The organism is Cytobacillus oceanisediminis 2691 (assembly GCF_007678455.1).
GTDB classification, from domain to species: domain Bacteria; phylum Bacillota; class Bacilli; order Bacillales; family Cytobacillaceae; genus Mesobacillus; species Mesobacillus oceanisediminis_A.
Genome location: NZ_VEEP01000006.1, coordinates 315,578 through 342,000 on the forward strand (window position 1 = coordinate 315,578; position 26,423 = coordinate 342,000).

Sequence of the window (26,423 nt, forward strand, 5' to 3'; positions counted from 1 at the left end):
TTTGTAACTTTTATAGGTCTTTTCTTATATTACCATTTATACCCCTAATGGGTAAATGGGGGAATTTTGTCGAATTCTAGTCGAATTACAGTTATTTATTTCCATAATAGTAATAGTAATCTGATTTTTGCAGCTTCTTATGGTTAAGGACCGCCCCCAACAGCTTACTTTTAGCATTTCTCAGCATTTCCTTTGCTTTTGCTGCTTCTTCCATATCCGTCTTTCCGCTGTATACAACCAAAATGGAACCATCACATTTATTCGCAATTACCTGGGCATCCGTCACTGCCATTACAGGTGGTGTATCAAAGATAATGATATCAAAATGCTCCCTTGCTTCTCTTAAGAATAGGTCCATAGCTTTTGACCCAAGCAACTCTGCAGGATTGGGCGGAATTGGCCCGCTTGTGAGAATACTAAGGTTTTCAATGTCCGATTCATCCACTGCCTCGACCAGCTGCATTTGCTTCGATAATACAGATGTCATCCCAAAAGTATTGGTTAAATTGAATGTATAATGAACGGTAGGTTTCCTTAGGTCTGCATCCACCAACAGTACCTGCTTCTCCTGCTGCGCAAATACAACAGCCAGGTTTGCCGCAGTTGTTGACTTCCCTTCCGTTGGTCCAGCGGATGTTACCATGATTGCCTGGATCTCTTCATCCACGGAGGAAAATTCAATATTTGTCCTGATTGTCCGGTACTGCTCGGATATTGGAGATTTAGGATCAAAAAACGTAATAAGCTTCCTTTTCGAATCGGACGCAGCCTTTTTTCTATTTTTTTTAAGAGCCAAAAGACTCACCTCTTGATCTTGTTTTTCTATCTGTACGTCTTCTCTTCATTTCTTCCATTTTTGCATCTTCAATGACTGAAATCACTCCCAGAATAGGAAGCTCCAGATTCTTTTCGACATCCTGCTCATTTTTAACTGTGTTATCCAGATACTCCAGCAAGAAAGCAAGCCCAATCCCTGCCATTAGGCCGACAACCAAAGCAATCGCAATATTTAAAACAGGCTGTGGCTTGATTGGAGATTGGCCATCCGTCACCTGTGCATTTGCCAGGATGCTGATATTGTCTACCTTCATGATGTTTTCTTCTTTAAAGACTTCCGCAATCTTGTTCGCAAGATCTGCTGCACGGTTCGCATCCTCATCTTGCACGGAAATATTCATTACCTGTGAATCTTTTTCGCTGCCAACAGTGATTTTTTCGCTCAGTTGCGCCGAGGTTATATCCAAATCCATTTCGTCAATCACTTTATCCAGGATAGCCGGACTTTTAATGATGACCATATAGGTGTTGATCAACTGAAGGCTTGTCTGAAGTTCAGCTGGGTTATAATTTACCTGATCAGAATTCGACTTATTAACAAGAATTTGTGTCGATGCCTGGTAGATTGGCGTCAAAAAGAAAAAACTGACAATACCACTTACCATAACTGCAGTTAATGTAATTGCCAGGATTAGGAGTAAACGTTTCTTCAGTGTTTCAAATAAATCTTTTAAACTAATAGTCTCTTCCATTTTGCTCCTCCTGAATATGTAAAAAAAATGAAAATCCCCGGGTATTATATCATAACAGCTTGTAAAAAATGTTGATTGTTGTCATAATTTTAATTAGTTTGTAATCTTTCCCTATTCTATCATCTTTAACTTATTTTATCTGTATGTTTTTGGGATTTTTTAAAATTGGTATAAATTACATGCATTGATTGAGGGGTGAATATTTGACATTATGAAAAACTTTATACTCATTTTATTTTCAATTGGTTGCGCCCTTGTGCTGTTCCTTGGCAATCAGCAGTGGAAGGAAAAGGTACAGGTAAAAAGCCGTTCAACAAGTGCAGCGATGACAGAAAGAAACCAGGATAACAATCCTGATGAAGATTCACATAAAAAACTGAGTGCGCTTACAAAAAATTGGCCAGTTAGTGCAAAAGCTTTGTTCAAGGCTGCAGTTCAAGAAGAACGACCATTCAAAGTTATCCTGGCAGGTTCACCCGCATTGGGGAATGACGAATCCAGCTGGGCAGAACTTTTAAAAAATAAGCTGGAAAGTACTTATGGCGATGCCTTAGAAGTTACAGTGAAAAGCTATGCGATGACCTCTCAGGAGTTCATCCAGGAAAAAAAGCAAAACGAACTGGCTGCTGAACAGGCAGATCTCGTTCTGCTGGAGCCCTTCATCCTGATGAATAACGGCAAAGTTGCCAATGACCAGGCATCAGATCATTATTCTGTGATCATTGATGCAATCCAATCAGCAAATCCTAATACGGTAGTCATTCTCCAGCCGGCGAATCCGCTCTCAAAAGCAAGATTCTACCCTCTGCAGGTTGATGCGCTTAAAGGGTATGCCGCTGCAAATGGATTGACCTACCTTGACCACTGGCAGGCATGGCCGGAAACAGAGAAGGAAAGAATGGAATTATTGGCTGGCGGAGACCCAAACTTCCCGAATGAAGATGGTCATAAACTTTGGGCAGAATACTTAATTGATTATTTCATTGCAGAATAAGAAAATGGTGACTCGAAGCTGAGTCACCATTTTTTATTTCTATACCAGAAGCCCCTGCTTCCTCAAAAAATCTATTGGTTAGTTTATCTAATAATGGCAGCATTGCTTTGGGCATCGCCGTGGCAGAAAAATGCGTTGCTAAGTTTGCTTCGGTATTGATTGCTTTAGGTAGTTTTCTCATCGAATTAGCACCCTTAGGAAGTCTTCAAAACTATCATAAAAGCATGAAGCTATGACACATTAGGAAGGTATTTAATTAAAACAAAAAAGCAAATGGACTGTGCAGCCATTTGCCATCTATTATCTTGCTGAAGAATTCTTCAATTCTATTTTTAATTCATCCATAATACTTTTCACAGTAATTTCTTTTTCATTCATGCCTTTATCATAGGCTTTTTTCAGGATATTGAAAAAGTGTTCCTGACTGAGTCCTGTACCCTCTAAACGCTGTTCCACTACAAGAACCTCCCTGATGATCCAATATCGATATTTTATATAAAACAATCAACAATGTAAATATTTTTCCAGTATGTCACAAAAGTTTAAAATTGTCGTCACACTATTAAAAATTGTGTTATTAATTGTCAGATAAGGTATAAATTAAGAGATTCATATGATAAAATGACCATAGACTATTCGATCAATCCTATAGGAGCTGAAAACAATTTGAAAAAGAAAGCCACTGCATACGCTACTTTTGTCCTTCTTGCCTCGACTGCCTTTGCCGCAAATGCTTCAGCCATGACCTATACTGTTCAAAATGGCGATACACTGTACAGCATTGCTCAGAAAAACAACATCACAGTATCTGAAATCATAAATGCGAATAACTTAACCTCTAATGTAATCTATGTCAACCAAACACTTGAAGTTCCATCGAAACCTGTATACAAAAGCCAAGTTTCCAATTCAAATGCAAGCAATACATATACCGTTAAAAAAGGGGATACCCTGATTAAAATTGCCAACACACATAAAGTTTCCCTTGCTGAACTTATGGTCAGGAATCGAATCAGGGACCATGTCATCCAGCCTGGTCAAAAGCTTGTCGTCCCAAGGGGCACTACCCCTGCTGCTAATACCCCTGCACCCGCACCGGCAAACGAGGGTGTTTATATCGTGAAAGCTGGCGATACATTAAGCAAGATCAGCAGCGAATACTCAATGACTGTACAGCAGCTTAAAACGTTGAACAACCTGAGTTCCGATTTGATTTATGTCGGACAGACATTAAAAGTGACCGGTTCAAGCGACACAGCCCTTCCTCCAGCCAATCCGGACAGACCGGCTGTTGTTGATGAGGCATATAAGGTTTTAGGAGTACCATATAAATGGGCCGGGAATACACCGGATGGGTTTGACTGCAGCGGTTTCATTTACTACAGCTTCAATAAGGCAGGCAAACAAATAGGCCGCTATTCCTCAGAAGGTTATTTCAGCCGATCTTATTATATTGACAAGCCGAAGCCCGGCGACCTTGTATTCTTTGCGAATACCTATAAGCCAGGTATTTCCCATATGGGCATTTATATCGGGAACAATGAGTTCATTCACGCTGGATCCAATGGAGTAGAAATTACCAATCTGGATAACTCTTATTATAAAAAGCATTTTGACAGTTTTAAACGTTTCTACTAAGCTTCTTTATTCCACGTTCTTTTTCTTTTTAAACCTAAATAAAAACAAGGCAGCCTCCAATTGGAAGCTGCCTTTGTGTTTTTATCGAATATGTCCATTAAGCTGACTTTCTGCAGTAGTCGAAACGGAACCTGTTCCTCCGACTATATGGATGTTATCAATCTCTGCCTGGTAGCTCTGCAGGAAGCTGTTGACTTTCGCTTCAAGCTTTGCTGATGTAGTCAGCAGGATTGGTCCTCTGTGATAGTTCGCAAGCGGTGCACCTGAAAGGGCATCCGGGAAGATATCCCCGCGAACGACTGTCAGGGTATCCATGCTGATCCCGAAGTTTTCTATTCCAAACTTCGCAACATTAATTGCAACCTCGTAGCGGTCCTTGCCGCCGATTCTTTCAACATAAGCGCCTTGACGCAGCTGCTTGATTTTCGTAACAACGCTGTCCTTCACGGTTGCTGGTCCGCCAACAACGATATAGTTCGTGATTTGCGGGTTGTTTTTGATGAATGTCTGAACCGGATCTGTGATTCCGTCCTGCTTTACAAGAAGAATCGGCATTCCTGTTGTACCAGCAATCGTAGATGCAGACAAGGCATCAGGGAATACCATTCCGCTCGCGATGATCGCTGTATCAGAACCGTAACTTGCTGCTACACGTTCTGCTGTATCAGCTGAAACAACAAAGCGGTCTTTTCCGCCAATACGTTCGATATCTGTTACGCCAAGCTTTTTAAGCTGTGCTTCTACGTTTGTAGAAACGGAGCCTGTTCCGCCAAGGATGATAGCGCGATCAGCACCAAGATTGACAATCTGGTTCTGGATTGCTGCAGGAAGTGAGTTTGTTGCTGTTAACAGTACCGGAGCTCCCTCAACTGCTGCCAGTGGTCCGCCTGAAAGCGCATCAGGGTACATATCACCGCGCGCAATCACCACTGTGCCCGTATTGTAATGCCATTTATTCAATTGTTTGCTTACACCTGCTGATACTTCATAGCGATCCTTGCCCGCGATTCTTGAAATACCAGGAAGAGTGATAAGGTGACTGGAGTACACTGCGTTGCCAGTCGATTCTACCGCATTCATGTAAAGGCCATTTAAACCTTTCTCAATCTTCACACCCTGGCTGAATGATCCCGGATTCTCATTCTGCTCATAGGCAATATCGTTGCTTTCAATTGTAAGATATCGAGCATCTGTGCTTCCCTTTACCGTAAAGGTTGTGGAGGCACCCTTGGCAAGACGAATTTCATTGCTGGCTGGTGATGTAACCTGCAATGCAGGCAATGTCAAATCAGGCTGTCCAACGAAATTCCCGTTTAGTTCATAACGATAGTCGATTTCTCCATCGCCAAAGTTCGTTACTGCAAGTGAGTAGTTGCCGGCTGGAAGGTTGTAGGAACCATCAGCTTCTGGATAAACCATTTCTTCTGTTTCGTATGTGTAGATAATATAGTCGATATTTTCATGGTTATTATCAGTGACGGTAAACTTTCCGCCTGCTGACTGAAAATTATATTCGTGTGTGTGATAGTAATCTACTTTGTTAGCATACACTGCCTTTGTGACAGAAGCTAGAGCAGAAAAAGAAGTTTGTTTTTCTGGCTGGTAATCACGATTTTTCAATGTTGATACAAGCTGCTGTGCGGCCAATTCTTTTTGATAATCCGGAACTTCTGGTCCTTCAGCAAGAGTGGCTGGGGTAAAAACTAGTGAGGTTAGAAGAGCTGCTGTTGTGAGAGTTGAATATAACTTTGTAATAGATTTCATTTTTCCGCTCCTTCAATAAATTGGAAGTATATCCAAAATCCATTTTAATCGGATAATATTGAAATGTAATGAATATTTTGGACTATTAATATAGTAAACTATTTGGTAATTTTTATCCAACTATATTCCAAGATTTCTATATTTCTTATAGGTTTAAAACTTTTATAAGGAGCCATTCCTGTAAATTTCTCCCCTTCTTAAAAACTCTAATGAAGACAAGAAAAGCAATATAACGAAAATTTTAATGATTAAGAATCAACTTTTTATCATTACGTCTCGTCTAAAACCTGAACGAATGTCTATAAGCCGGGAGGTGAAGTAGTGGATAAACATAAAATGATCAGCGATTTAATGGATCAATATGGTACCAGCGTTCTGCACCTTGCCTATTCATATGTGCGCAACCGTCAGACAGCCGAGGATTTAACACAGGAGATTTTCCTGAAATGCTTTGAAAATCTTGATACCTACCGTGGGGAAGCAGGCCTGCAGACCTGGCTTTATCGGGTTGCATCCAATCACTGCAAGGATTACCTGAAGAGCTGGTATTTTAGGAAAACCCATGTAACGGCCTTTATTTCTGGTTTTTTCAAAGACAGTCAACCCGGACCTGAGGAACAGTTTTTACAGAACGATGAAAAGTACCAGCTCCAGGATGCACTGTTCAATCTGACAATCAAATACAGAGAAATTCTATTCTTATATTATTTTCAGGAGTGTTCACAGAAGGAAATCGCAGCTATTTGCAGTTTGAATGTTAATACGGTGAAATCACGCCTTACAAGGGCCAGGGAGCTGTTAAAGAAAATTTTAGATGAAAGGAGCTATGAATATGGAGGATCAGTTGAAGCAGATAAAAAGCAAGCTGTTAAAGGACGAACTAGCTGATTTTGAATTCACATCAAGGATGAAGGATGAAGTTGTCCGGAAAATGAACAAAACAAAATCCTTCAGCTTTCGCGGATTAGTTCCTGCAGGATTAAGCTTTGTTTTGGCTGCAGTGTTCATTTCAGGAATGTATTTTCTTGTAGATTCTAATTATACAAGTAATCCAGCACCAGCAAGCCCGCCTGGGGCCGCTACCGATGGAAAGGATGAAAAACCTGAATTGATCGAGCCAGGTTATATTCCAGAGCCATATGTTTTTAAGCACACTCACACAGATGGGGACATTTACGAGCATGTATATGTAAATCCTGAAGATGAGAAGGAAAATTTTACTTATGGGATGAGTTCCGGAGAACCAGAGCTTGGTGAAGGAAAAGCGCAAGAGCTGGAGCTTACTGCTGATATTAGAGGAAAGTATGTAGACGTAAACGAGGGCCATTCCTATATAATTTGGGAAGATGAAAAATTCAATCAGGTTGTTGAGCAGAATGGCTCAATGAGCAAGGTTGATTTATTGAAAGTCGTTGATTCAATCCTGTTAAAGAAAGGACATGATTCCTGGCTGGCAGGCGAAATCGCTGAATTGGAGGAAGCCGCTGTGCCGCCAGCGGAGGAACAGCCAACTATCGAGGCACTGACTGAAGAATCAGCGATTGCCCTGCTTGTGAAATATGAAGAAAAGAATAGAAGTATCAGCTCAGGTCGGGATAATTTAAAATACAATAATCTTTATACAAAAGAAGACTATTATCAATTATATTATGATTTAATGACAGAAGAGGCAGCTGTTAAACTATATGAGCCCCGACTAGAAGAGAAAGATGGCGGTTTGTATGCAGTCCCTACCGAGTTCCCTGCCTTTTATTCAGAAACGGATCCATATAGTTTTGAAAAGGTTAACGAAAACACTTACGTATTATCACAAACATTCAAAGAAGGCTTGTACAGCGGTATCACCGCCACCTTTACTTACAATAATGATAAATGGCTGATTTCTGATATTGAAGGCAAATAAAAGCATGGGATTGATTCCCATGCTTTACTTCTTATTTAAAAAAGCCAACCATGATTTGCTTAAAAATATTTCGTTTCCCTTCTTCGCTAAACGTTTCTTTGCTAAGAATACCTGGTTTTAGTTTGCTAAAGAATGGACTGTCCGCTTTTTGGACGTTTTCAGGTTTGCGGACAAAGAGTTCATCTGGCTTGGCTCCCTTTTTCAATTCGGTCTTCCCGCCGACTTCTAAACCCTTTTTGATTTTGCGTTTCTCGACTTTTCCTACTTCGTTCAGGATATAGACATAACTGTTTTTCTTGCCTTTATCTATTGACCGTTGTGGAACGACGGCGGCATTGACCACCTGGTTGGTGACGACTGATACATCGACATGTGTTCCGTGGACAATCTCTTCCTCTTCCAGTTCAAGTTCGATCTCAAAAGGGAAGTGGCTTTCTTTTTTTACCGAAGGGTCTGATTCTGGATGTTTGGCAATTTTGGTGAGGGTACCGCCGATTGCACCTTTTAGCATATCCGATTTTACGTACACCTCCATGCCTTCCTGGACATTTTTCAGGTCTCTTTCTGAAAAAGTCCCTTCAACCTTTGGAGTGTCTGAAATGATCGTCACGATTGGATTGTTCAATTCATAATTAACTTTCTTCACCGATCCAGCAACTTCACTGCTGATTTCAAGCTGGTCGCTGCCATCGTATGAATCAATCAGATCATCGTACTTCTCGATTTCTGCTTCAACACGGCTTTTCTCCAATTCCTTGTCATAGATTTCTTTCTCAATTGATACAGCCATCAGATCGTTTGATGAATCGGCTGCTGTTCCGTTGCCGGCAACAGGCAGGCTATTGTCAGTGGTGGAGGCGGAAACGGTCTGCAGGTAGGAAAGCTGCTTGATTTGCTCATCAAGCAATGTCGCCTCTGTTTCCAGCTGGTCCTTTTCTGCTTCAAGTCTGGCCAGCTCCTTGTCGATGTTATCGGAGGAGTATTCAAAAAGCGGAGTTCCAGAATCCACCTCGTCGCCTTCTTTTACAAGAAAACTTTTAAATTCGCTGGAATTGGGATCATAGTAGACATGATGCTCCTCTTTAGGAGTGACAACGCCTTCTGCATGAAGAGTTTCTGTCAGCGTCTCCTTCCCGATTTTTGCCCAGCTATTGATATAGGAGGAGCGAACCGCTTTGCCGTCATCCCTGAGGGCGAGATAAAGATTGCCTGATACAAAGAGAATTCCTGCGGACAACAGGATGATTGTCTTCTTTTTCATGGTTGTTCCCCTCCCTTAAAGGATATTTTCCATTCGAATAAATGAAAAGAGTGCAGCAAAAAGCCAGATGACAAGATGAATGCCAATAACGAGCAGCAGGACGATTTTCGGATTCTTTTCTGTCATTGCTTTTAAATACTTATATTCTATGAAAATAACCCAGATTTTAAAGATTGATATGTAAGCAAGAAAATGGATGATGAAATCATTCCCTGTTATGTATTGAGCAATTACACCTAAAGAAAACGGTGATGATACCTTTGTCAGCCCAAGATATAATGCCATTGGTACAATCAACAATTTTTCCAGAAGCAAGATTGGCATGACGAACAGCTGGATGGTAAGCAATCTTTTGAACTCCAAGTCTGTCACTGTCCAGAAAAATAGTGCCGGCAGGAAAAGCATGATCGCACCGAAAAATAGCCCCTGGATGATCTGCCCTGCAAGGAACAGGGATTTATTCATTTCATATTCTGCCCTCGGAAGTGAGGTCAATTTTCTAGAAAGATATTCGGAATCAATCCCAAAATAGGCGCTAAACCCGAAAATCAATCCGCTAAGCAGGATGAACAGGATCGTTTTTTTCCAAGCTCCCGGAAATCTTTCAGTATCTCTTAGCGTATATGTATAGTAGTTATAGTTAAAAAGTCCGCGAAATACTCCTATTCTGTTCTCCATCTCTAGTCCCCCAGATTGTAGTAGCTTGTCTACCTTCTATTTTATATGAATGATTTCCATTAATGAAATATTAACCAAAGCCTCTTATAAAGTTGGACGATTAGTCCTATGATTTTGTTTCATCTTACTTCCCCACTCCTCGAATGGCTCATTTTTGGGTATAATAGAAGAATATGTTTTTTTCTTAGGCTCTTTTCTAATACTTTGCTGCGTTTGCCTACAAAATAGGATTGAATTACCTAAGATTATTCACACACGCTTATTATGAGAAAAGAGCTTGCAAACTTAGTACCGACATACAAAATGACTATTATTACGTTAAAATCGGCTTTAGGATTTTAACAACAATTTTTACGAATACAGCCTTTTCTTATTTTGATTTTACCAAAGCATGTCCGATGTGCTTGTCGAATTTTGTAATACATTTGGAAAAGAAGAACGAACGATGCTGCGTGAACGGGGGAATCGCTGTGGCTGTCATACCTGATAACCAGGCACCGATTTTTAAAGAAGCTGCTGCAAAACTGAATAGTATCCTTAAATCCGAAGTCGAGGAGGATGCGCGCTTGGTGCAGAAAGGGCTGATGCTCTATCGCCAGGGGACGGTCCACCATCTGAAATACATGGTGAAATCGATTTGGGCAACGGTCCAGGACGTGACACCGGTCCGTGTGTACATAAATGTTTCCGATCCTGAAGAAAGCAGCTGCACCTGCCCTGCCAACTCGTTTTGCCGGCACCGGCTGGCTGCATTTTTCCAGGCATACAGCGATGTCGCTAGTGTTTCCGATTGGGTAGAGGCCTGGCGGAAACCTGCAAAGGAACAGCTGAATGCGGAAAAATGGGGACTGCAGCGCGCGAAGGATCTGGTCAAGAGAGATTCTCGGTCTGGACATGATTACGATAGCTGGGCCGCCTCCTTCCGTGAGAGTTTCGAAGAAATCATTAAGGGCCAGGGCGAACCGCGGGCCTATGTTGTGCCAGGTTTGTTCCGCTCGTATATACGCCGTGTGGAGGTTTCCGCACCGCTTGAGGCTGTCTGGAAAAACCTCTATCTGATTGCGGTGTCTGTACATTCCTTCAATTTGCTGACTGACCTTGCCATTGATCAAGGCCATGATGAGGAAGCGACGATGGACCGGTATTACCGGCCGTTGTTTGAGGATTTGTTCCATGACGCCGAGGAATACATCGAGCGGCTCGCCTACGGGACGATGCCATTTTCGTTCGATACATTCCTGGAGCGCTTGAAGGATGATGTCGTAAGATTGACAGAGCCTGACGCTTCTGGCGGCTATGACCGGATTGATTTATACCGCTTGCTGTGGGAAAAGCTTTTTAAAAACACAGGGTGGCGTGAGGCTGAGTTGGCTCGTCTTGAAGCGTTTGGCGAGGGCAAGCGGGATCAGGTTGAGGAAATTGCCTTGATTCACCAGCTTGTTTTAGCAAAGCAGGACGGCGACGCGCTGAAACGGTTAACGGCTCTTCCTGTCAGTGCCCTTCCTTACATGTTTTACTGGCTGGATGGTTTCCGTGTACAGCGCGAGTGGAATAGGATGGGACCGTTCATCGAATACCTCGTCCAACAGCTGCGGAATTATCTGAAGCACCTGGGTGAGTATTATACTTGTAAAAAATTCACGCGCTATGCGTTGAAGCTTGTCGGGGCTTACACCCGCGAGATCGGACGCGGCGAACTGTACGACCGAGGGCTGGCACAGGCGATGCCATACAGCTTTTACGAATATGAAGATTCTTTGTTTGAAAAAGGCCAGTATGAACAATGGGGCGAGCTCCAATCGTATTTTGGCTTTGAATATAATTCGATTTCGAACGATCGCCTTAAAGAATTACAAAAGGCGGCGCCTGAGGTTCTAATTCCCCTGTACCACCAGATGGTAGGGGATTTGATCGACATGAAAAACCGCAGCAGCTACAAGCAGGCAGCTCGGTTGCTGAAAAAACTGCGGACAGTCTATAAAAAGCTGAAGCGGGTGCCGGAGTGGGAAGAATTTTTCGCGAAGCTGCTCGTGAAGACGAAGAGACTTCGGGCGTTTCATGAAGAATTGACAAGGAGCAAGTTGATTGAGGTGGAGTGACGGAAGCATAGGGACGTACCTTTTGCTCCTTTAGTTTAGCGAAACAAAAGGGGACAACAGAACCGTCCCCATGTCCCAAGGAGGTGTTTTGATGCTTGAAATCAAGCAGATTCATATAGATGTGATGCCGGTTGCGGGCGGACGATATTTTTTGAGTGCCGAGGATTTCGATGGCTTCGAGCTTAAGACCTCTGAATGGAAGAAGCTGCTGTTTTTCCGTCATAAGGAGAGTTATTACGGGACGATGGTGGAGTCTGACAAGTGGGGCGTTGCTGAGGGTGTGACACTTAGCGCGTGGCAGCTTGTGACGCTTTTCGGCGAGGAGAGCTTCAACCGGCTTGTTGAGTGGGAATGGGATGATGTCGGCGATATCTGCCTGTCCACTGCCCATGCGATTTACGATGCGATCCTTGCGAAGGAATGGCATCCTGATTTTACCCAGCTTGATGGCGAGGATTTCCGCTGGAAGCTCCCGGAGAGTGTGCTTGATGAATTCCATGACCCGTTCTGGGAGGAAGAGCTTGTGATTGGAGACGAGAAGCTTCTCGTGCAGGATTTCGTGGCTGAGTTGTTCCATCATGGTTTAGAGTCATACTTCCATGAAAATGAGACGATGAAATACCTGCTTGGCGATAAGCTGGATGTGCTGCGGAACAAGCAGCTTTCGGCCTCGCAGCTGGCAGCTTATTTTGATGAGGACCGCTGGCTTGAGTGGATTGGACTTAAGGAAAATCCAGCGCCGTTTTCGATTGGGATGCGCCTCGAGGAGCCGATGGATGATCTCGGTGATTGGAAACTGGGGTTATTTTTACGCGGAAAAGAAGAGCCAATGATGATTGAAGCTCATGATTATGAAAGCTACCCTGCCGGCTGGGATGATTACAGTGACAAGGTTGAAGACGAAGAAAAGCGGCTGGCTTCGATTTTTCCTTGGATCGAGGAAGACGGCCGCCTGAAATCTACCCTTAGCGAAGATGAAGCCTGGATATTTTTAACCGAGGCGAGCGAGACGCTGATTGCGCTTGGCATTGAAATCCTCCTTCCTTCCTGGTGGGAAGCGATCAAGAATGCGAACCTGAAGGTGAAGGCGCGATTGAAGGGCCAGACTGGCTACCGCCGCTCGTTCGTCGGCTTGAACGCGATGCTCGACTATGACTGGCGATTCTCGATGAACGGTGTGGACCTGAGTGAGGATGACTTCCAGCGCCTGGTGAATGAAAAGCGGAGGCTCGTTTATCTTAAGGGCCGCTGGATCAAGCTTGACCATGGCTTTATCCGCCAGATCCAGGAAATGATGAAAAAGGCTGATAAAGAAGGCTTGCACATCCGTGACCTGTTGCAGCAGGAGCTTTCCGATGAGGAAGAAGACGGCGAAGCACTCGATGATCCGCGCGCATTCGCGAAAATCCAGATCGAGCTGAACCGCCACTGGAAGCAGATGATGAAGCAGCTGTCGGAAACGAAGGAAATCCCGGATTCTCCGGTGCCTACGGGGTTGCACGGTGAACTGCGCCCGTATCAGAAGCTCGGTATGAACTGGCTGCTATTCCTGAGGAAATATGGATTCGGCGCCTTGCTTGCCGATGACATGGGCCTTGGTAAGACGATCCAGCTGATTTCGTATATCCTGTCGGTAAAAGAACAGGAAACTGACGATCATCCGTCGTTGATCATCTGCCCTACTTCCGTGCTCGGCAACTGGCAAAAAGAAATCGAGCGTTTTGCCCCCGATTTGCGCGTCCATCTGCATTACGGACCGAACCGCCTGAAGGGTACTCTTTTTATAGAAGAAGCGATGGCATCGGATATTGTGCTGACATCTTACGGACTGACGCACCTTGATTTCGATGATCTTGAGAGCGTTGAATGGAGCAGCATCGCGATTGATGAGGCGCAGAATATCAAGAACGCCGATACAAAGCAGTCGCGTGCGGTAAGGAAGCTGAAGGGCAAGCACCATATCGCCCTGACCGGGACCCCGATGGAAAACCGTTTGTCAGAGCTGTGGTCGATCTTCGACTTCACGAACCGCGGCTATCTTGGCAGCGCAGGGCAATTCCAGAAAGAGTTCATTTTGCCGATTGAAAAGGAAGATAAAAAAGAAAAAATCACCAAGCTACAGTCATTGATCAAGCCGTTCCTGCTGAGACGGACGAAGAAGGATGAAGAGGTCGCTTTGAACCTGCCGGACAAGGTCGAGCAGAAGGAATACTGCCCGCTGTCGGCCGAACAGGCTTCCTTATACGAGCAGCTCGTGAAGGACACGTTCGCGCAAATCGAGACGTTATCGAGTTTCGAACGCAAAGGGTTGATTTTACAGTTGCTGAGCCGACTGAAGCAGCTGTGCAACCATCCTGCACTGTACTTGAAGGAAGAAAGTCCGAAGCAGCTGATTGACCGGTCTGCAAAGATGGAGAAGATGATCGATCTCGTGAGCGCCGTCCTCGAACAGGAAGAAAGCTGCATCATTTTTACCCAGTATATCGGAATGGGCGAGATGATCCAGTCCGCGCTGAAAAAGAAATTTGGCATCGATGTGCCGTTCCTGAATGGCAGCCTGCCGAAGACAAAGCGTGATGAGCTGATCACGAAATTCCAGAACCGCGAGTTCCCTGTGTTCCTGCTGTCATTGAAGGCTGGCGGAACGGGGCTCAACCTGACCGCGGCGAACCATGTTGTCCACTATGACCGCTGGTGGAACCCGGCTGTTGAAAACCAGGCAACCGACCGTGCCTACCGCATCGGCCAGAGCCGCTTCGTGCATGTTCACAAGCTAATCAGCACCGGCACGCTTGAGGAAAAAATCGATGCGATGCTTGAGAAGAAGCAGTCGCTGAACGATCAGATTATTCAAAGTGACAGCTGGATTACCGAGCTGTCGACTGATGAATTGCATGAGTTGGTGTTTTTGTCGTAAATTATATTCTTATCATACAAAGAAGGCAGAGCGATTAAGATTCAGCTCTGCCTTCTTTAATTCTTCCATTAACTCATATATTTTCTTACTTAACTCATCTTTTAATTCCCCGTGTTTTTCATCAGAAAATTGTATTCGGCATTAATCTCCATAGGATTCTCCCGCGATGAGTTCTAAATTCATAATTTTACTCTTCTAATAAAAACAGTGTAAAAACCACCATGGGTTTTAAGTGGAGAACGGAGCCATTTGAGAATACTTATTGTATAAATGTATTGAGCTGTTGCTCGACATTCGCAGAGACTGATCCGACGTCACCGATTATATACATGTGCTCCATTTTCCCCTTATTGTTCACCAGGAAGTTATATACCTTACTTTCAAGTTTATTTGACGTAGTCAATAAAATAGGTGCTCCGAAGTAATTAGCCAGCGGCGCTCCTGATAAAGCATCCGGGAAAATATCCCCCCTGACAAAGGCAGTCGTACTTAAATCCATCCCAAAGTTATCCATTCCATATTTGGCAACATTGATTGAGACTTCGTAACGGTCCTTACCGCTAATTCGCTTGACAATGGATCCGCTGCGTAATTGTTTTAGCTGTGTTGCGACATTGTCCTTCACCGTTGCAGGTCCTCCAACAATAATGAAATTCTTGATCTCCGGATGATTTTTGATGAAGGTTTGGATAGGATCTGGTACTTTTCCAGATTGGACCAACAGAATTGGCATCCCCATAGGACCAGCAATGGTAGAGGCAGAGAGAGCATCCGGGAACACTTCCCCACTCGCGATAATCGCTGTATCTGAACCAGAGTATTCAGAAACCCTTTCAGCAACACTTGCAGAAACAGCATAACGATCTTTTCCGCCAATCCGATTGATTTCTTTAATCCCTAAATTCTTCAGTTGGCTTTCCACCTCAGGTGATACTGAGCCTGTTCCTCCTAAAATAATGGCATTTTCAGGTTGATAGTGTTCAAGTTTCATTACGACTCTATCAGACAGTTTATTGGTTGGCGTCAATAAGATAGGTGCCGTTTCGAGCGAAGCAAGCGGTCCTCCAGACAAAGCATCAGGATACATATCTCCTCGGGCAAGAATCACAGTATTACTGCCATATTCCCAATATTCCAGGGTACTGTATACTCCGCTTGTAACCCAGTATCGATCCTTCCCATATATTCTTGAAACTCCTGGCAGAGTAATATAATAGGATTCTGTTATTGAGTTTCCGGTAGGATTGTATGCCTCGAACGTGACTTCGTTAAAACCTTTTCCGAAAACTACATTATCCCAACGAAAATTACCTCCATTTGAAATAGAGAATCTTTCACTATTCACAGATAATTCTAGCGTGTAACCCTTAAAATAACCTTCTACCGGATATACCGGTGATGACCCTTTAGGCAATCGAAATTCATTACTCTTCCAATTGGTTATCTCCAATTCAGGAAGAGTATTATCAGGAACTTGGGAGAAGGGTCCATTTAAATTGTAATCATAACCAACTGGGTTCTCGCTATATCCCATAACGACAAAAGCATAGTATCCTGGAACCAGATCAAAGGTATTTTCAGCATCTTCTTCGATTATTTCCTGTAAATTCACATCATATATGAGAAATTCAATGTCCTCATTATCCGCAAAATCAACAGTGAATTTTCCTCCGTTTGTTCCAAAGCGATACTCATGGATGTGGTAAGCATCCATCACACTTTGATAATTCACTGTTGTTGCTACTGGATCCGTATACAACTGCTGTTGAAATAAAGGTTCATTTCCATTCTGTGGTTTCTGCGAAAACAACATGTTAATTTTCGACTCTCTATCGGTCAGTTCGGAATCAAGGCCATAAGCATACGTCATATTACCAAATGGACTAGTTGCAAGCAGGAATGTAACTGACAATACAATCAGTCTTACTACAATCGACAATGTAAGCAATCCCCCATTATACAAATTTAATCTTCTATATTTTAATGGATATAACGGTAGGAAAAACGAGTACTTTTACCTATAAATTAAGTATTTTTTGTAAAATAGACGCGTAGATGAAAATGGGGATTTGCACGTATTCCATGCATTTATCCCATTGGAAAACTAAGGAAGAAAGCTTCTTCCCGGTGCTTCGCTAAACAAAAAAACCGGCTGATTTTAGCCGGCATCAAAATTCGAGGGTATATTGGAGATCAGGTTATTGAATTTCTCTCTTGAAGGTCCTTAGTGAGGTGTTCCGAGGAAATTCGTAAGTGTATTTTATTTTCTTCGTTATTTTCTGGCGTATTCTTTTCGGCTGGAATTAGGTCGTGGAGGCTCGGCTATAAAGGAGTAGACACGATTGACCTGCTGTTCTTTGGAGGCAATTTCTAGCTGGCGGACACGCTTTGTAAGTTCATCAATCTTCTCATTGTTTTTTCCAACCATTTTAATCAGGCTGACCAGCAGCTTTTCGATTGAGTCGGATTCGTTATACAAATGGAAGCTCCTCTCTTTGCGGCACAGATGGGACGGGCTGCGGCGGCTGGGCCGGTTGCTGGGATTGGGGCGCTTCTTTGTTACTGACCGGTTTTGAACTTAAAAACCTGACTCCCTCGGCAACGACCTCGGTCACATAGACACGTTTCCCTTCCTGATTATCATAGTGCCGTGTCTGGATTCGGCCGGTCACCCCAAGGACAGCGCCCTTTTTACAGTAGTTGGTCGTGTTCTCGGCCGTCTTGCCCCAGAGGATGCAATGGACGAAGTCGGCTTCGATTTCGCCGCTTGCATTTTTATAATGCCGGTTGACTGCGAGCGTGATATTCGACACCGCCTTGCCCTCAGGCGTATACCTTAGGTCGGGATCACGCGTCAGCCTGCCTACTAGCGTTACTTGATTGATCACCTTTTCATCTCCTTTCTCAGTTATAGCCTGATGATATTCCTTTTTAAGCCGGGAGTAAAATGTCGAAAATGAGCCTTTTTGCTGAAAAAATGGCTGTAACGGCATAAATTTTCAACCTATAAATCAGTTTTCAATTATACCCACCCTGCCAAAAATGAATTTTGCCTATTCAGAAATTTTTCTTTCGACAAAAGGTGTTTTTTTCGTTTTCGAGTTTCACTGTGTTATAATTTGGACAAGTATACGGGAGGTGGTTGACATGAAGACGTTCAAGTTGATTTCAATGCAGCTGGCAGATGAGGATTCTTTAGTGGATATCGATATGGAAGACGGCCTGATTATCAACAAAGAGGATGACAAAGGCACCTGGCTTGTCGAGGTTTTTACCGACCATAAGTATATACCGTATTTCCAGGACGCATGCGACCACGACAAAGAAATCATCGTTCAAGTCGTCATCACCAAACGAGAAAACGACCCGGCTGCATTCCTTACGAAGGTTTGCTGTGTGAAGAAGCTTAAGAACCATGCCAGCATCCTTTTAACAGGAAAGCTGACAAAACCGAAGAGCGATTATCCGGAAAGGCTGCTCGAGTACCTGCTTGATAAAGGATACAAAGGCGACCAACTGCTCTCGGAATTCAAGGATAAAATCACTACACGGCCGAAGATTCTGCAGCCAAAAAAAGTGTAACCGAACTCCCGCTGACTGGCTGGAGTTTTTTTATGCGAAAAATGGGTGAAGTACTGAATGCAATATTAAAGGGCAGGAAATCCATCCCTGCCCGTTTTTCTTACTCGTCCTCTTTATCCTTGTCATTCATATCGATGTTGTCTTCAACAGCATCCTCGCCTGGCTCATTGTTGTCCTTCATCATATCGCCGTCGTCGTCAGTGTTGACATCCGGAGTGTCTGGAACATTCTCATCATTATTATCGATTACGCCATCGTCATCGACATTTCCGTTATTATCGTTCATGTCATTATCCGTTGGATTCTCGATGTTATCATCCGGTGGAGGATTTTGATCGTCATTATTCGCGCAGCCAGCAAGGAACATAGCCGACAGCAAAGAACCGCCGATTAACATCAATAGCTTTTTCTTCATAGGTAAAAGCCCCTTTCATAAATAGGTAATTTGAGACCTGTTGCACGGGTCTGCAGTTAGATTGCCCACCTATGAAAAAAACTTGCATTATTTTGTAAAAAAAGATTTCAAATCGTTTATCTATAAAAAGGTAACACTATATGTTCAAAGAACCATTATTCACCGATAAAGTTTTTGATATACCCTCATCTTCTGTTGTCATACAATCCAAAAATGAAATAATCAATCGGCCTCTCCGTTTAATCACTCCAAAATCGATGGCAATCACTACAAAACCGGAGTAAATCACTCCATTTTCTTCTAAAATCACTACAAAAAGAACTATAATCACTACTTTTTACTAAATATGTAAAAAAAGAACCCAATCTCAATTGGGCCCTCTAAATGATTATTTTATCGCAAACGTAATTTCGGCTTCACAAGCCAATTCGCCATCAACTGTCGCAACTGCTTTTCCTTTGCCAATCGGTCCGCGAAGCTTGACCATTTCCACCTCAAGTCGAAGCTGGTCGCCTGGTTTCACCTGCCTTTTAAAACGGCAATTGTCGATTCCAGCGAAAAAGCCAATTTTACCGCGGTTTTCTTCTAGTTTCAAAACAGCAACTGCCCCGACCTGCGCCAAAGCTTCAACGATCAGCACACCCGGCATAACCGGGTAATCCGGAAAATGTCCGTTGAAGAACTCTTCATTTGCCGTCACGTTTTTGATACCGACCGCCCTTTTGCCTTCTTCGATTTCAAGAATTTTATCAACAAGCAGAAATGGATAGCGGTGCGGGATGATTTCTTTGATTTGAGTAATATCAAGCATTTTTTAGTACCTCCTACTAATACTTACTAACTATTGTACTAAAAAACGCAATTAAAAAGGAAGGGAAATCTCCCTTCCTTCCGAAAATTTATTCTTTATCGACCAAATCCATAATATGAGTCCAGGTAGACTTCTCAAAAACATCCTTCACTTTGCCGTTGCCCATTATTGCGTAGCCGAATATGGCGCCAAGCACAATGCTTGCAGCTAAAAGGACGATTACAATAATAATCCGAAGCCAGATCGGAATAAGGCGAACCCGGATTCTTTTCTTTTTTTCGCGCGTGTTTTTTTCTTTTTTCATATCTTCACGCGTTATTGCTTCTTGATTATTCTTGTTTAAAGCCATTGATTAGTTCTTCCCCTCTTAACGGATTCCGTTCACCAGCCCGAGCATTTGATCGGCCAGCGTAATCGATTTCGAGTGGAACTGGTAGCTCCTCTGTACATTGATTAAATCCGTCATTTCTTTACTCATGTCAACATTCGATTGCTCAAGCGAGCCCTGCTGGATCGAAACCCTGTTGCGCTGCTGACCATTGAGAGCGGTAAGGATGTCTGCCTCTTCCACTCCAAGTTCCGCTAGATTATCTGGCAATCCAAGCAGATTGCCGCCTTTTTGCTCCAAAAACTGCGGCTTCTCTACCAATACTACACCAAGATTGAAATTCTGGCTCGTCCCATCGTACATTTCTGCTGAAAAACCGCCCGTTTCATTGATACGGAAGTTTTTCACATTGCCGGAAATCGTGACAGGCTGGCTGTTTTCATCCAGAATAGCATGCCCATCGCTATTGACCAGCATGGATTCATTATCAGACAGTGGTGTCAGATACAGTGCACCATTGCGAGTCAAGCGCATTGCCGAGCTTCCGTCCTCATTGCGAACTAGCACCCGGTAAAATTGGCCTTCCGATGTGAAGGCTGTATCAAGCGAACGGCCAGTTGATTTCAGGTTTCCCTGAGATAACGTCAGTTGAACCTGTCCAAGTCTTGCTCCATTCCCCTGGCGGATGTTAAAAGGCGTCATCCGGTTCTGCGGCTCCAGCGCATTATTCGGCTGGTTCCGGTATTCCTGCACAAGCAAATCAGTGAAGGACGCATCCCGGCGCTTATATCCTGCAGTATCAACATTCGCCAGGTTGTGGCTGATCAGGTCCATCTGTTTTTGCAGCTGGGATAATGTATTTGTCGCGGTAATCATTGTTCTGTTCATATTTTATACCTCGATGCGTGCCATAACAGACACGGAATAGTTTGCACCGTTATTCGAATCCAGTTTTCCACCGGACTGGCAATGCGATCCAAAATACAAGTTACAGTCTTCCAATTTCGTTCGCAGCCTTCTCCATGCTTTTATCATAAGCCTGAAGGATCTTCTGGTTTGCCTCAAACGCGCGATATGCTGTCATCATGTCGGTCATAGTCTTACTGATATCAACATTTGATTGTTCAAGAAAGCCCTGCTGTGTCCTGAATTGGACACCTTCAGCTCCAGTAGCATTCGGCAGCTCGCCGCCATCTTCAGTACGAAACAGGCCGTCTCCTTCTTTGATCATCCTGAGCGGGTTGTTTGCGTAGGCAACACCTAGTGCAGCAGTCTCTCCATTTTCACCAGTCAGCACACCGCCTTCACTGATGGTAAAACGGTCGCTTGAAAGCTGGATCTGCTGTCCGGCTGAATCAAGGACATAATGGCCGCTCCCCGTCGTTAAATACCCCTGCGCATTGACTGTGAAATTTCCGTTCCTTGTATAACGAACCGTACCATCTGCATTGCGGACTGTAAAAAATACCGAGCCATTCTCCGGCATATTTATATCTAGCAGCGCGACATCCGTCTTCCGTCCAGTTTCACGTAAATCACCCTGAATGAACTTCGGGATCGCTTCCTGCATGTACACACCTGTATTGATTGTGCCAATCTCCTTGTTAAACGGAAGATTCAGGCCATTTTCTGTCGGAATTTGCTGCTTGTCAAAGCGTTGGAGCAGCATTTCCGGGAACGCCCTCATTCCCGCCTGGTCCGCCTTATAGCCTGGCGTATTGGCATTGGACATATTATTCGTCAGCATTTCGGTCCTGCGCTGCTGCGCAAGCATCCCGGAAGCCACTGTGTAAAAGCCTCTAAACATATTTCCACCTCTATTGGAAAAATCCCTATGACAGGAAATTTTTTCACTACTCTCTATTATAAGAAATATATCGGCAAGAAACATTAAAAATTTGCAGGAAAATGTAGGATTTTGGGTTTTATTCCAGAAAAATTGGGTAGAACATAAAAAAATCTGGAATCCTGCGGCCTTTTAACCGAGAAAATTCCAGATTTTCTGTTTTATACAATTCTGCGGCGACCCGCGATTTTATCAATATTATCAAGCATGATACCCGTACCAATCGCTACGCAATCCATTGGATTATCAGCTATGAGCACAGGAACTTTCAACTCTTCCTGCATCAGTTGGTCGATGCCGTGAAGCAATGCACCGCCGCCAGTCAGGATGACACCTCGATCAATGATGTCTGCAGACAATTCAGGAGGAGTCTTCTCCAGAACTGTTTTTGCCGCTTGGACAATAACAGCAACAGATTCCCTCAATGCCTTTTCGATCTCATCAGAATGGACCGTAATCGTGCGCGGAAGTCCAGATACCATATCACGTCCGCGGATTTCCATTTCCTCACTGCGGCCGCCCGGGAAGACAGTCCCAATTTGAATCTTGATGTTTTCAGCTGTACGCTCACCGATTAACAGCTTATATTCACGTTTAATATAACTTAAAATTTCTGAGTCGAACTTGTCACCGGCCATTTTTATTGACTGGGATGTAACGATGTCTCCCATTGATAAGACCGCAACGTCAGTAGTACCTCCACCGATATCAACAACCATATTCCCGCTAGGCTGGAAGATATCCATGCCTGCGCCGATGGCCGCAACCTTTGGTTCTTCTTCAAGATAAATCTTCTTGCCGCCGCTTTTTTCAGCTGCTTCCTTGATCGCCTTTTGCTCGACGCTTGTAATGTTCGTCGGACAGCAAATCAGGATGCGCGGTTTCGACAAGAACCCTTTTACATTCAATTTATTGATGAAATGTTTAAGCATGGATTCTGTTACATCGAAATCTGCGATTACTCCATCTTTCAATGGACGAATCGCTACGATATTGCCAGGTGTACGCCCAACCATTTTGCGCGCTTCTTCCCCGACAGCCAAAACCTTATTCGTATTCTTATCAATCGCCACAACAGACGGTTCATTCAAGACAATTCCACGGCCCTTAACATGGATCAATACATTGGCAGTACCAAGGTCAATCCCAATATCCCTAGCAAACATTCTTCTTTTTCCTCCTTGACAAATGCGCTGGCTGCGGCTGACTTTAGCCTCGTTATCTCAGCTGTCGAAACCCTCATCTATGTAAAAATAGACCACTATGTCCGAGAATATTCAGACGTTGCCGCAATCTGCGAACCATATTCTACCCTAATTGTTTATTTTATCACAATTGTAATAAAGAAGTAACTAACTGTTAATAAATTTGATAGGTTTTGCGGAAATTTGTCATATTAGCGAAAATTCACGGTTTTTTTGTAAAATGGTAAAATAGAAAAAATGGAGAACGGAGGAATCATATGGGCTTATTAACAGCAGCAGTCGTCGTAATCTTATTTCTTTCCTATACAGTCATTAAAAATTTGCGTCAATCCGCACAACGCGGCGAGGCACCAGATATCAGCAATCCATCCTCAGCACCCGACAGCATCGGAGGGGAAGGACGTGATTCGGATGATGATGGGGATAGTGATGGAGGGGATAGTGGGGATTAATTCTAGGACAGTAATTGCACACTTTAACATAGTTATATGGTGAATCATGATAGTAAACTAGCCGGGTTGGACAATCCACGCTTGCCTAACATCTTGCGTGAGATGATCTGGTTGTCCGACTCGTTGTAGTACTGTGCATAAGGAGATCGGGTCGCGCTGTATTCCTTATGAAGGACATTGGACAGACCTTCGTACAGGTACATTGTTTCCTTGTGGTACACATGATCCTGGTCATTCTCGCCGAATTTTTTGTACAGGCCATTCTTGCCCTGTCCCGGGTTGTTGAATTGGCCGTTGCCGGATTTGGCGTTGTCGTTGCAGTTGGCTTTGCCTTTTCCTTTTTCCTGCCCTTTTTTCAGGCAGTCGAAATCCTTCCTAGACATTTCTTCCCGGTAGATGCGGCGTTCCATTCCGTCATAGGAGTAGCCGACGTAGCTTTCATCCTCGAACTCGACGAGTGTCAGCTGGTCCCTGTTGTTGTAGCTGTACTGGACTGTACCTTGCCTTCACTGTTTGTCTTGGAGATGACATTGCCATTGTCGTCATATTCATAACGCTCTTTTCCGCCTGTCTGCAGCTGGTTCATCGCGTTATACGTGTATTCGGTGGCTCCTTCGTCATCCGTCATCGTCAGCCTGTTTCCGGCTGAATCGTAGGTGTACTTGACTTTGCTTTGTGGATTGACTAAGTAATCTGGCAGGTCATCCACTGGTCCGTCGCTCAAGTTAAGTAAATGGATTTTGCCAGTAGTTTTGATTAGTTGTTTATAAAAAAACCTTGAAAGGCATAAAGCCAATCAAGGTTTTTAACCAAGCTTTCGTTTTATAAATTTTTAGTACATTCTTACTTCCTCTTACTTAATGTAATTATTATTACCAGAGAAATTTTTCTACACCAACTTTATCAATAAAAAAATCGTTCAAAGTTGGTGCTATCTTTACAGCGGTTTCTTCATCTAGGTCACCAAAACCAGTTAAATATAGACCAAATCCATCATTACCATTTAGAAGCAATAATGCCATATCACCGCTATCATCACCAATTACTAACGAATTAGGGATATTTTTTTGAACTTCATATGCCTCATTTAGTTCAATAACACCATTCATCCCGGTAATCCCCCAAACTCTAATCAATTTACCATTTTTTACCATTATTTCCACATCAGTTGCATCTTGTAAAAAACTAATATAATCCAATGGTAAACTTACAGGTGAAAATGCCTGAAGTTGCTTTATTTCGTCATCTGTTGCCGGCCTATCCTTTGTCTCTATTGTGTATATTTTATTTAATCTATCAAATATACCCATTAATAATCAATCCTTTTGTAAGGTACTTTTAGTTTATCAAACATATTATATTGTTGTTCTAAAACCCCTTCAATAGTTGAACGATTATATCCTGCTTTTGTAAAATCATCCACTAAATACTGTAATTCATCTTGTAAGGAAGAACTCCACTTGCCTTGTCCTGATGCAACCCTTGCATTCCTTCTAGCATTTTGTGAATTGCTTATTAAAGTATGTGGTAACCCTTTTCCTGTTTCGATAGTCACTGTTGGAGCAAGATCAGGGTTATAACCATATTGACTAAGGTTGTTCTTTGCCCATTCCTGCTGTAATCCATGATGAGACTGTAATCTGCCTTCATTTGGTCCAACAACTCTAGGCTTTGGCTGTGCGCCTTTATGTGTTTTATTAAATAAAGCATAGTTAACCTCATCCGTACCCTTTGAAAAATTAATATATCCATTCTGATTTGAAACATATCTACCAATATTTCCATTTTTAACAAAATTCGTCGTTGATTTTGAAACTGTTCCTAAGGTACGTACAGATCTTACCCCGGCTCCAGTTAAACTGCCAGATAATAAGTCTATTGCTATTTCGCCTACTATATCTGGTTTACCGTTCCCGGTAATTTCACTGAGAATACTAGCTGGTATATCGTTAGGTCCGTAAACCATTAACTGGTTTTCATAATAGGACCAGAATACATTTCCACCTTTATCTCTGAGAATTCCGTTCGAATCGGTATATGACTGATTAATCGCATTTAAATAGCTTCTTATTCCAGCAATCTCTTTTTCCGAGAATCCGGTGGCATACTGATTGGAAGGACCATAAACCTGGCTAGTCCTAAATTGCTTCATAAGTTCTTTTTCTAGTTGCTGATATTGATACGGCAACGAAACATCTACCGAGACAAGCTTTGCATCCGCCGGGAACCCGACCATCGCCCTGATCTTCTCCTGGTTCCCTTTAGCAATTTCCTCTGCGGAGATGAAGACGTCCCACTGGTAGGTTTCTGTTTCCGAGAATGATTGCTCCCTTGGATCATGAAGCCGTTTGAAAATATCATCCTGAATCAGAATCGTCGTGTACTGGTAATACCACGTCGTGGTGAATGACTGACGGTATGTGTCAGTGATTCCATCCTTCGCTGTGCTTGTGTTGACCAGGACGATCTCCGATGGCACTGGTTTCGGTGATGTGCCCGGGTAGACTGGCTCCCAATTTTCATAGGTGTTGGTACCCACCTGGATCAGGTTGGTCTCCCCTGCTTTCACCCATGCTGGAACTGCTGCTCCGAATAAATCTTCTGCCATATGCCCCGTTGGATCCCACTGGTTGACCGGGTTGTTCATGACATAGGAATAGCGGTTCAGTGTCTGGGTCTGGCTTACATCACCAGGATAGGTGTCTTCGCTCATGAATCGGGCCGCGCCCGGGTTGTACCAGCGGGCGTTCATGTCGACCAAACCGGACTTCCCGTCGTAGCGCATGCCGGTGTAGCCATGATAGTTGTATGGCGTCGTCGTGCCGGTGAAGATGCTGCCGAACGCGTCGTAGCGGTAACGCTCGATGATGTCGCCGTGGCGGTCGGTCACCTCGGACACTGCGCGTGTGCCGTCATACTGGTAGTAAAGCATGCCGCCGGTTGTTTTCAGAGCCGGGTCGTGTGCCGGGTTGGACAATCCATGCATGCCGAACATCTTGCG

28 protein-coding genes are annotated in these 26,423 nt (G+C 43.5%); 8 read left to right on the top strand and 20 right to left on the bottom strand.

All coding sequences use genetic code 11. The features are described from left to right. Positions 1-91 precede the first annotated feature (91 nt). Both FS736_RS14110 and FS736_RS14115 read right to left on the bottom strand, forming a co-directional pair. Positions 92-796 (bottom strand): CpsD/CapB family tyrosine-protein kinase, encoded by a 705-nt coding sequence (locus tag FS736_RS14110; protein WP_144478319.1) that lies wholly within the window; start codon positions 794-796, stop codon positions 92-94. Further along, a complete protein-coding gene (locus FS736_RS14115; protein ID WP_144478321.1) occupies positions 786-1,529 on the bottom strand; it encodes a YveK family protein in 744 nt (247 codons plus the stop codon). The genes FS736_RS14110 and FS736_RS14115 overlap by 11 nt, the downstream gene beginning before the upstream one ends. A gap of 211 nt (positions 1,530-1,740) precedes the next feature. On the opposite strand from FS736_RS14115, the gene FS736_RS14120 reads away from it, so the two are divergent. Then, positions 1,741-2,523: an SGNH/GDSL hydrolase family protein gene (locus FS736_RS14120; RefSeq protein WP_144478323.1), complete on the top strand. Its 783-nt coding sequence runs from the start codon at positions 1,741-1,743 to the stop codon at positions 2,521-2,523. Here the strand turns inward: FS736_RS14120 and FS736_RS14125 are convergent. Both FS736_RS14125 and FS736_RS24355 read right to left on the bottom strand, forming a co-directional pair. Further along, the gene (locus FS736_RS14125; protein WP_144478325.1) at positions 2,510-2,704 is read right to left on the bottom strand and encodes a hypothetical protein; all 195 of its coding nucleotides are present in this window, start codon (positions 2,702-2,704) and stop codon (positions 2,510-2,512) included. The two genes, FS736_RS14120 and FS736_RS14125, sit on opposite strands and share 14 nt — an antisense overlap. Before the next feature lie 119 nt (positions 2,705-2,823). Next, positions 2,824-2,979 carry a YwzD family small protein gene (locus FS736_RS24355; protein ID WP_186326793.1) on the bottom strand — a complete coding sequence of 52 codons (156 nt, stop codon included), beginning with the start codon at positions 2,977-2,979 and terminating at the stop codon, positions 2,824-2,826. A gap of 210 nt (positions 2,980-3,189) precedes the next feature. Between FS736_RS24355 and FS736_RS14130 the strand changes: the two genes are divergently transcribed. Next, a complete protein-coding gene (locus tag FS736_RS14130; RefSeq protein WP_260983608.1) occupies positions 3,190-4,161 on the top strand; it encodes a C40 family peptidase in 972 nt (323 codons plus the stop codon). A gap of 81 nt (positions 4,162-4,242) precedes the next feature. Here the strand turns inward: FS736_RS14130 and FS736_RS14135 are convergent, their stop codons facing one another. After that, positions 4,243-5,925, bottom strand: coding sequence for a cell wall-binding repeat-containing protein (locus FS736_RS14135; protein WP_144478329.1), 1,683 nt, complete (start codon positions 5,923-5,925; stop codon positions 4,243-4,245). 321 nt (positions 5,926-6,246) lie between these two features. On the opposite strand from FS736_RS14135, the gene FS736_RS14140 reads away from it, so the two are divergent. Both FS736_RS14140 and FS736_RS14145 read left to right on the top strand, forming a co-directional pair. Then, a complete protein-coding gene (locus FS736_RS14140) occupies positions 6,247-6,813 on the top strand; it encodes a sigma-70 family RNA polymerase sigma factor (RefSeq protein ID WP_144478331.1) in 567 nt (188 codons plus the stop codon). Then, positions 6,758-7,828 (top strand): DUF4367 domain-containing protein, encoded by a 1,071-nt coding sequence (locus tag FS736_RS14145; protein ID WP_144478333.1) that lies wholly within the window; start codon positions 6,758-6,760, stop codon positions 7,826-7,828. Before FS736_RS14140 ends, FS736_RS14145 begins: the two co-directional genes overlap by 56 nt. A gap of 31 nt (positions 7,829-7,859) precedes the next feature. Here the strand turns inward: FS736_RS14145 and FS736_RS14150 are convergent, their stop codons facing one another. Both FS736_RS14150 and FS736_RS14155 read right to left on the bottom strand, forming a co-directional pair. Further along, on the bottom strand, positions 7,860-9,089 hold the full coding sequence (locus FS736_RS14150) for an efflux RND transporter periplasmic adaptor subunit (protein WP_144478335.1): 1,230 nt from the start codon (positions 9,087-9,089) through the stop codon (positions 7,860-7,862). A gap of 15 nt (positions 9,090-9,104) precedes the next feature. Further along, positions 9,105-9,767, bottom strand: coding sequence for a hypothetical protein (locus FS736_RS14155; RefSeq protein ID WP_144478337.1), 663 nt, complete (start codon positions 9,765-9,767; stop codon positions 9,105-9,107). Between the two features lie 470 nt (positions 9,768-10,237). Between FS736_RS14155 and FS736_RS14160 the strand changes: the two genes are divergently transcribed. Both FS736_RS14160 and FS736_RS14165 read left to right on the top strand, forming a co-directional pair. Beyond that, entirely contained in the window at positions 10,238-11,866 is a 1,629-nt protein-coding gene (locus FS736_RS14160) for an SWIM zinc finger family protein (RefSeq protein WP_222125073.1), read from the top strand. Between the two features lie 91 nt (positions 11,867-11,957). Further along, positions 11,958-14,783: a DEAD/DEAH box helicase gene (locus FS736_RS14165; RefSeq protein WP_144478341.1), complete on the top strand. Its 2,826-nt coding sequence runs from the start codon at positions 11,958-11,960 to the stop codon at positions 14,781-14,783. Between the two features lie 259 nt (positions 14,784-15,042). Here the strand turns inward: FS736_RS14165 and FS736_RS14170 are convergent, their stop codons facing one another. From FS736_RS14170 to ssb, 3 genes are all read right to left on the bottom strand, one after another. Next, on the bottom strand, positions 15,043-16,722 hold the full coding sequence (locus tag FS736_RS14170) for a cell wall-binding repeat-containing protein (RefSeq protein ID WP_144478343.1): 1,680 nt from the start codon (positions 16,720-16,722) through the stop codon (positions 15,043-15,045). 333 nt (positions 16,723-17,055) lie between these two features. Beyond that, the gene (locus FS736_RS14175; RefSeq protein WP_144478345.1) at positions 17,056-17,262 is read right to left on the bottom strand and encodes a hypothetical protein; all 207 of its coding nucleotides are present in this window, start codon (positions 17,260-17,262) and stop codon (positions 17,056-17,058) included. Continuing rightward, positions 17,255-17,671 (bottom strand): single-stranded DNA-binding protein, encoded by a 417-nt coding sequence (ssb, locus tag FS736_RS14180; protein ID WP_144478413.1) that lies wholly within the window; start codon positions 17,669-17,671, stop codon positions 17,255-17,257. The genes FS736_RS14175 and ssb overlap by 8 nt, the downstream gene beginning before the upstream one ends. A gap of 259 nt (positions 17,672-17,930) precedes the next feature. Between ssb and FS736_RS14185 the strand changes: the two genes are divergently transcribed. After that, positions 17,931-18,365: a YwpF family protein gene (locus FS736_RS14185; protein ID WP_144478347.1), complete on the top strand. Its 435-nt coding sequence runs from the start codon at positions 17,931-17,933 to the stop codon at positions 18,363-18,365. Between the two features lie 100 nt (positions 18,366-18,465). On the opposite strand, the gene FS736_RS14190 is transcribed toward FS736_RS14185, so the two are convergent. The 6 genes from FS736_RS14190 to mreB all read right to left on the bottom strand — a co-directional run bounded on the left by FS736_RS14190 (position 18,466) and on the right by mreB (position 22,931). Continuing rightward, positions 18,466-18,780 carry a hypothetical protein gene (locus FS736_RS14190; RefSeq protein WP_144478349.1) on the bottom strand — a complete coding sequence of 105 codons (315 nt, stop codon included), beginning with the start codon at positions 18,778-18,780 and terminating at the stop codon, positions 18,466-18,468. Positions 18,781-19,168: 388 nt separating this feature from the next. Further along, positions 19,169-19,591, bottom strand: coding sequence for a 3-hydroxyacyl-ACP dehydratase FabZ (gene fabZ, locus FS736_RS14195; RefSeq protein ID WP_144478351.1), 423 nt, complete (start codon positions 19,589-19,591; stop codon positions 19,169-19,171). 88 nt (positions 19,592-19,679) lie between these two features. Beyond that, positions 19,680-19,940 (bottom strand): DNA-directed RNA polymerase subunit beta, encoded by a 261-nt coding sequence (locus FS736_RS14200; protein ID WP_144478353.1) that lies wholly within the window; start codon positions 19,938-19,940, stop codon positions 19,680-19,682. Positions 19,941-19,958: 18 nt separating this feature from the next. Then, positions 19,959-20,807 (bottom strand): flagellar hook-basal body protein, encoded by an 849-nt coding sequence (locus FS736_RS14205; protein WP_144478355.1) that lies wholly within the window; start codon positions 20,805-20,807, stop codon positions 19,959-19,961. 100 nt (positions 20,808-20,907) lie between these two features. Next, the gene (locus FS736_RS14210) at positions 20,908-21,726 is read right to left on the bottom strand and encodes a flagellar hook-basal body protein (RefSeq protein WP_144478357.1); all 819 of its coding nucleotides are present in this window, start codon (positions 21,724-21,726) and stop codon (positions 20,908-20,910) included. A gap of 200 nt (positions 21,727-21,926) precedes the next feature. After that, the gene (gene mreB, locus FS736_RS14215) at positions 21,927-22,931 is read right to left on the bottom strand and encodes a rod shape-determining protein (protein WP_144478359.1); all 1,005 of its coding nucleotides are present in this window, start codon (positions 22,929-22,931) and stop codon (positions 21,927-21,929) included. A gap of 296 nt (positions 22,932-23,227) precedes the next feature. On the opposite strand from mreB, the gene FS736_RS14220 reads away from it, so the two are divergent. Further along, a complete protein-coding gene (locus tag FS736_RS14220; protein WP_144478361.1) occupies positions 23,228-23,422 on the top strand; it encodes a hypothetical protein in 195 nt (64 codons plus the stop codon). A 44-nt stretch (positions 23,423-23,466) separates the two neighbouring features. Here FS736_RS14220 and FS736_RS14225 read toward each other — a convergent pair whose 3' ends face one another. From FS736_RS14225 to FS736_RS14240, 4 genes are all read right to left on the bottom strand, one after another. Then, positions 23,467-23,805, bottom strand: coding sequence for a hypothetical protein (locus FS736_RS14225; RefSeq protein ID WP_144478363.1), 339 nt, complete (start codon positions 23,803-23,805; stop codon positions 23,467-23,469). 77 nt (positions 23,806-23,882) lie between these two features. Then, positions 23,883-24,131: a hypothetical protein gene (locus tag FS736_RS14230; RefSeq protein WP_186326795.1), complete on the bottom strand. Its 249-nt coding sequence runs from the start codon at positions 24,129-24,131 to the stop codon at positions 23,883-23,885. A gap of 163 nt (positions 24,132-24,294) precedes the next feature. Beyond that, positions 24,295-24,732: an SMI1/KNR4 family protein gene (locus tag FS736_RS14235; RefSeq protein WP_144478365.1), complete on the bottom strand. Its 438-nt coding sequence runs from the start codon at positions 24,730-24,732 to the stop codon at positions 24,295-24,297. Next, positions 24,732-26,423, bottom strand: a 1,692-nt coding sequence (locus FS736_RS14240; protein WP_186326796.1) for an RHS repeat-associated core domain-containing protein, incomplete at its 5' end; no start/stop codon positions are given. The genes FS736_RS14235 and FS736_RS14240, both read right to left, overlap by 1 nt.

Bases quoted from the DNA above. Each gene is read 5' to 3' on its own strand.
- FS736_RS14125 (WP_144478325.1), bottom strand. From the start codon at position 2,704: ATGAGAAAACTACCTAAAGCAATCAATACCGAAGCAAACTTAGCAACG.
- FS736_RS14220 (WP_144478361.1), top strand. From the start codon at position 23,228: ATGGGCTTATTAACAGCAGCAGTCGTCGTAATCTTATTTCTTTCCTAT.
- FS736_RS14115 (WP_144478321.1), bottom strand. From the start codon at position 1,529: ATGGAAGAGACTATTAGTTTAAAAGATTTATTTGAAACACTGAAGAAA.
- FS736_RS14185 (WP_144478347.1), top strand. From the start codon at position 17,931: ATGAAGACGTTCAAGTTGATTTCAATGCAGCTGGCAGATGAGGATTCT.
- FS736_RS14155 (WP_144478337.1), bottom strand. From the start codon at position 9,767: ATGGAGAACAGAATAGGAGTATTTCGCGGACTTTTTAACTATAACTAC.
- FS736_RS14150 (WP_144478335.1), bottom strand. From the start codon at position 9,089: ATGAAAAAGAAGACAATCATCCTGTTGTCCGCAGGAATTCTCTTTGTA.
- FS736_RS14200 (WP_144478353.1), bottom strand. From the start codon at position 19,940: ATGGCTTTAAACAAGAATAATCAAGAAGCAATAACGCGTGAAGATATG.
- FS736_RS14205 (WP_144478355.1), bottom strand. From the start codon at position 20,807: ATGAACAGAACAATGATTACCGCGACAAATACATTATCCCAGCTGCAA.
- FS736_RS14225 (WP_144478363.1), bottom strand. From the start codon at position 23,805: ATGTCTAGGAAGGATTTCGACTGCCTGAAAAAAGGGCAGGAAAAAGGA.
- FS736_RS14120 (WP_144478323.1), top strand. From the start codon at position 1,741: ATGAAAAACTTTATACTCATTTTATTTTCAATTGGTTGCGCCCTTGTG.
- FS736_RS14210 (WP_144478357.1), bottom strand. From the start codon at position 21,726: ATGTTTAGAGGCTTTTACACAGTGGCTTCCGGGATGCTTGCGCAGCAG.
- mreB (WP_144478359.1), bottom strand. From the start codon at position 22,931: ATGTTTGCTAGGGATATTGGGATTGACCTTGGTACTGCCAATGTATTG.
- FS736_RS14235 (WP_144478365.1), bottom strand. From the start codon at position 24,732: ATGGGTATATTTGATAGATTAAATAAAATATACACAATAGAGACAAAG.
- FS736_RS14145 (WP_144478333.1), top strand. From the start codon at position 6,758: ATGGAGGATCAGTTGAAGCAGATAAAAAGCAAGCTGTTAAAGGACGAA.
- FS736_RS14190 (WP_144478349.1), bottom strand. From the start codon at position 18,780: ATGAAGAAAAAGCTATTGATGTTAATCGGCGGTTCTTTGCTGTCGGCT.
- fabZ (WP_144478351.1), bottom strand. From the start codon at position 19,591: ATGCTTGATATTACTCAAATCAAAGAAATCATCCCGCACCGCTATCCA.
- FS736_RS14135 (WP_144478329.1), bottom strand. From the start codon at position 5,925: ATGAAATCTATTACAAAGTTATATTCAACTCTCACAACAGCAGCTCTT.
- FS736_RS14165 (WP_144478341.1), top strand. From the start codon at position 11,958: ATGCTTGAAATCAAGCAGATTCATATAGATGTGATGCCGGTTGCGGGC.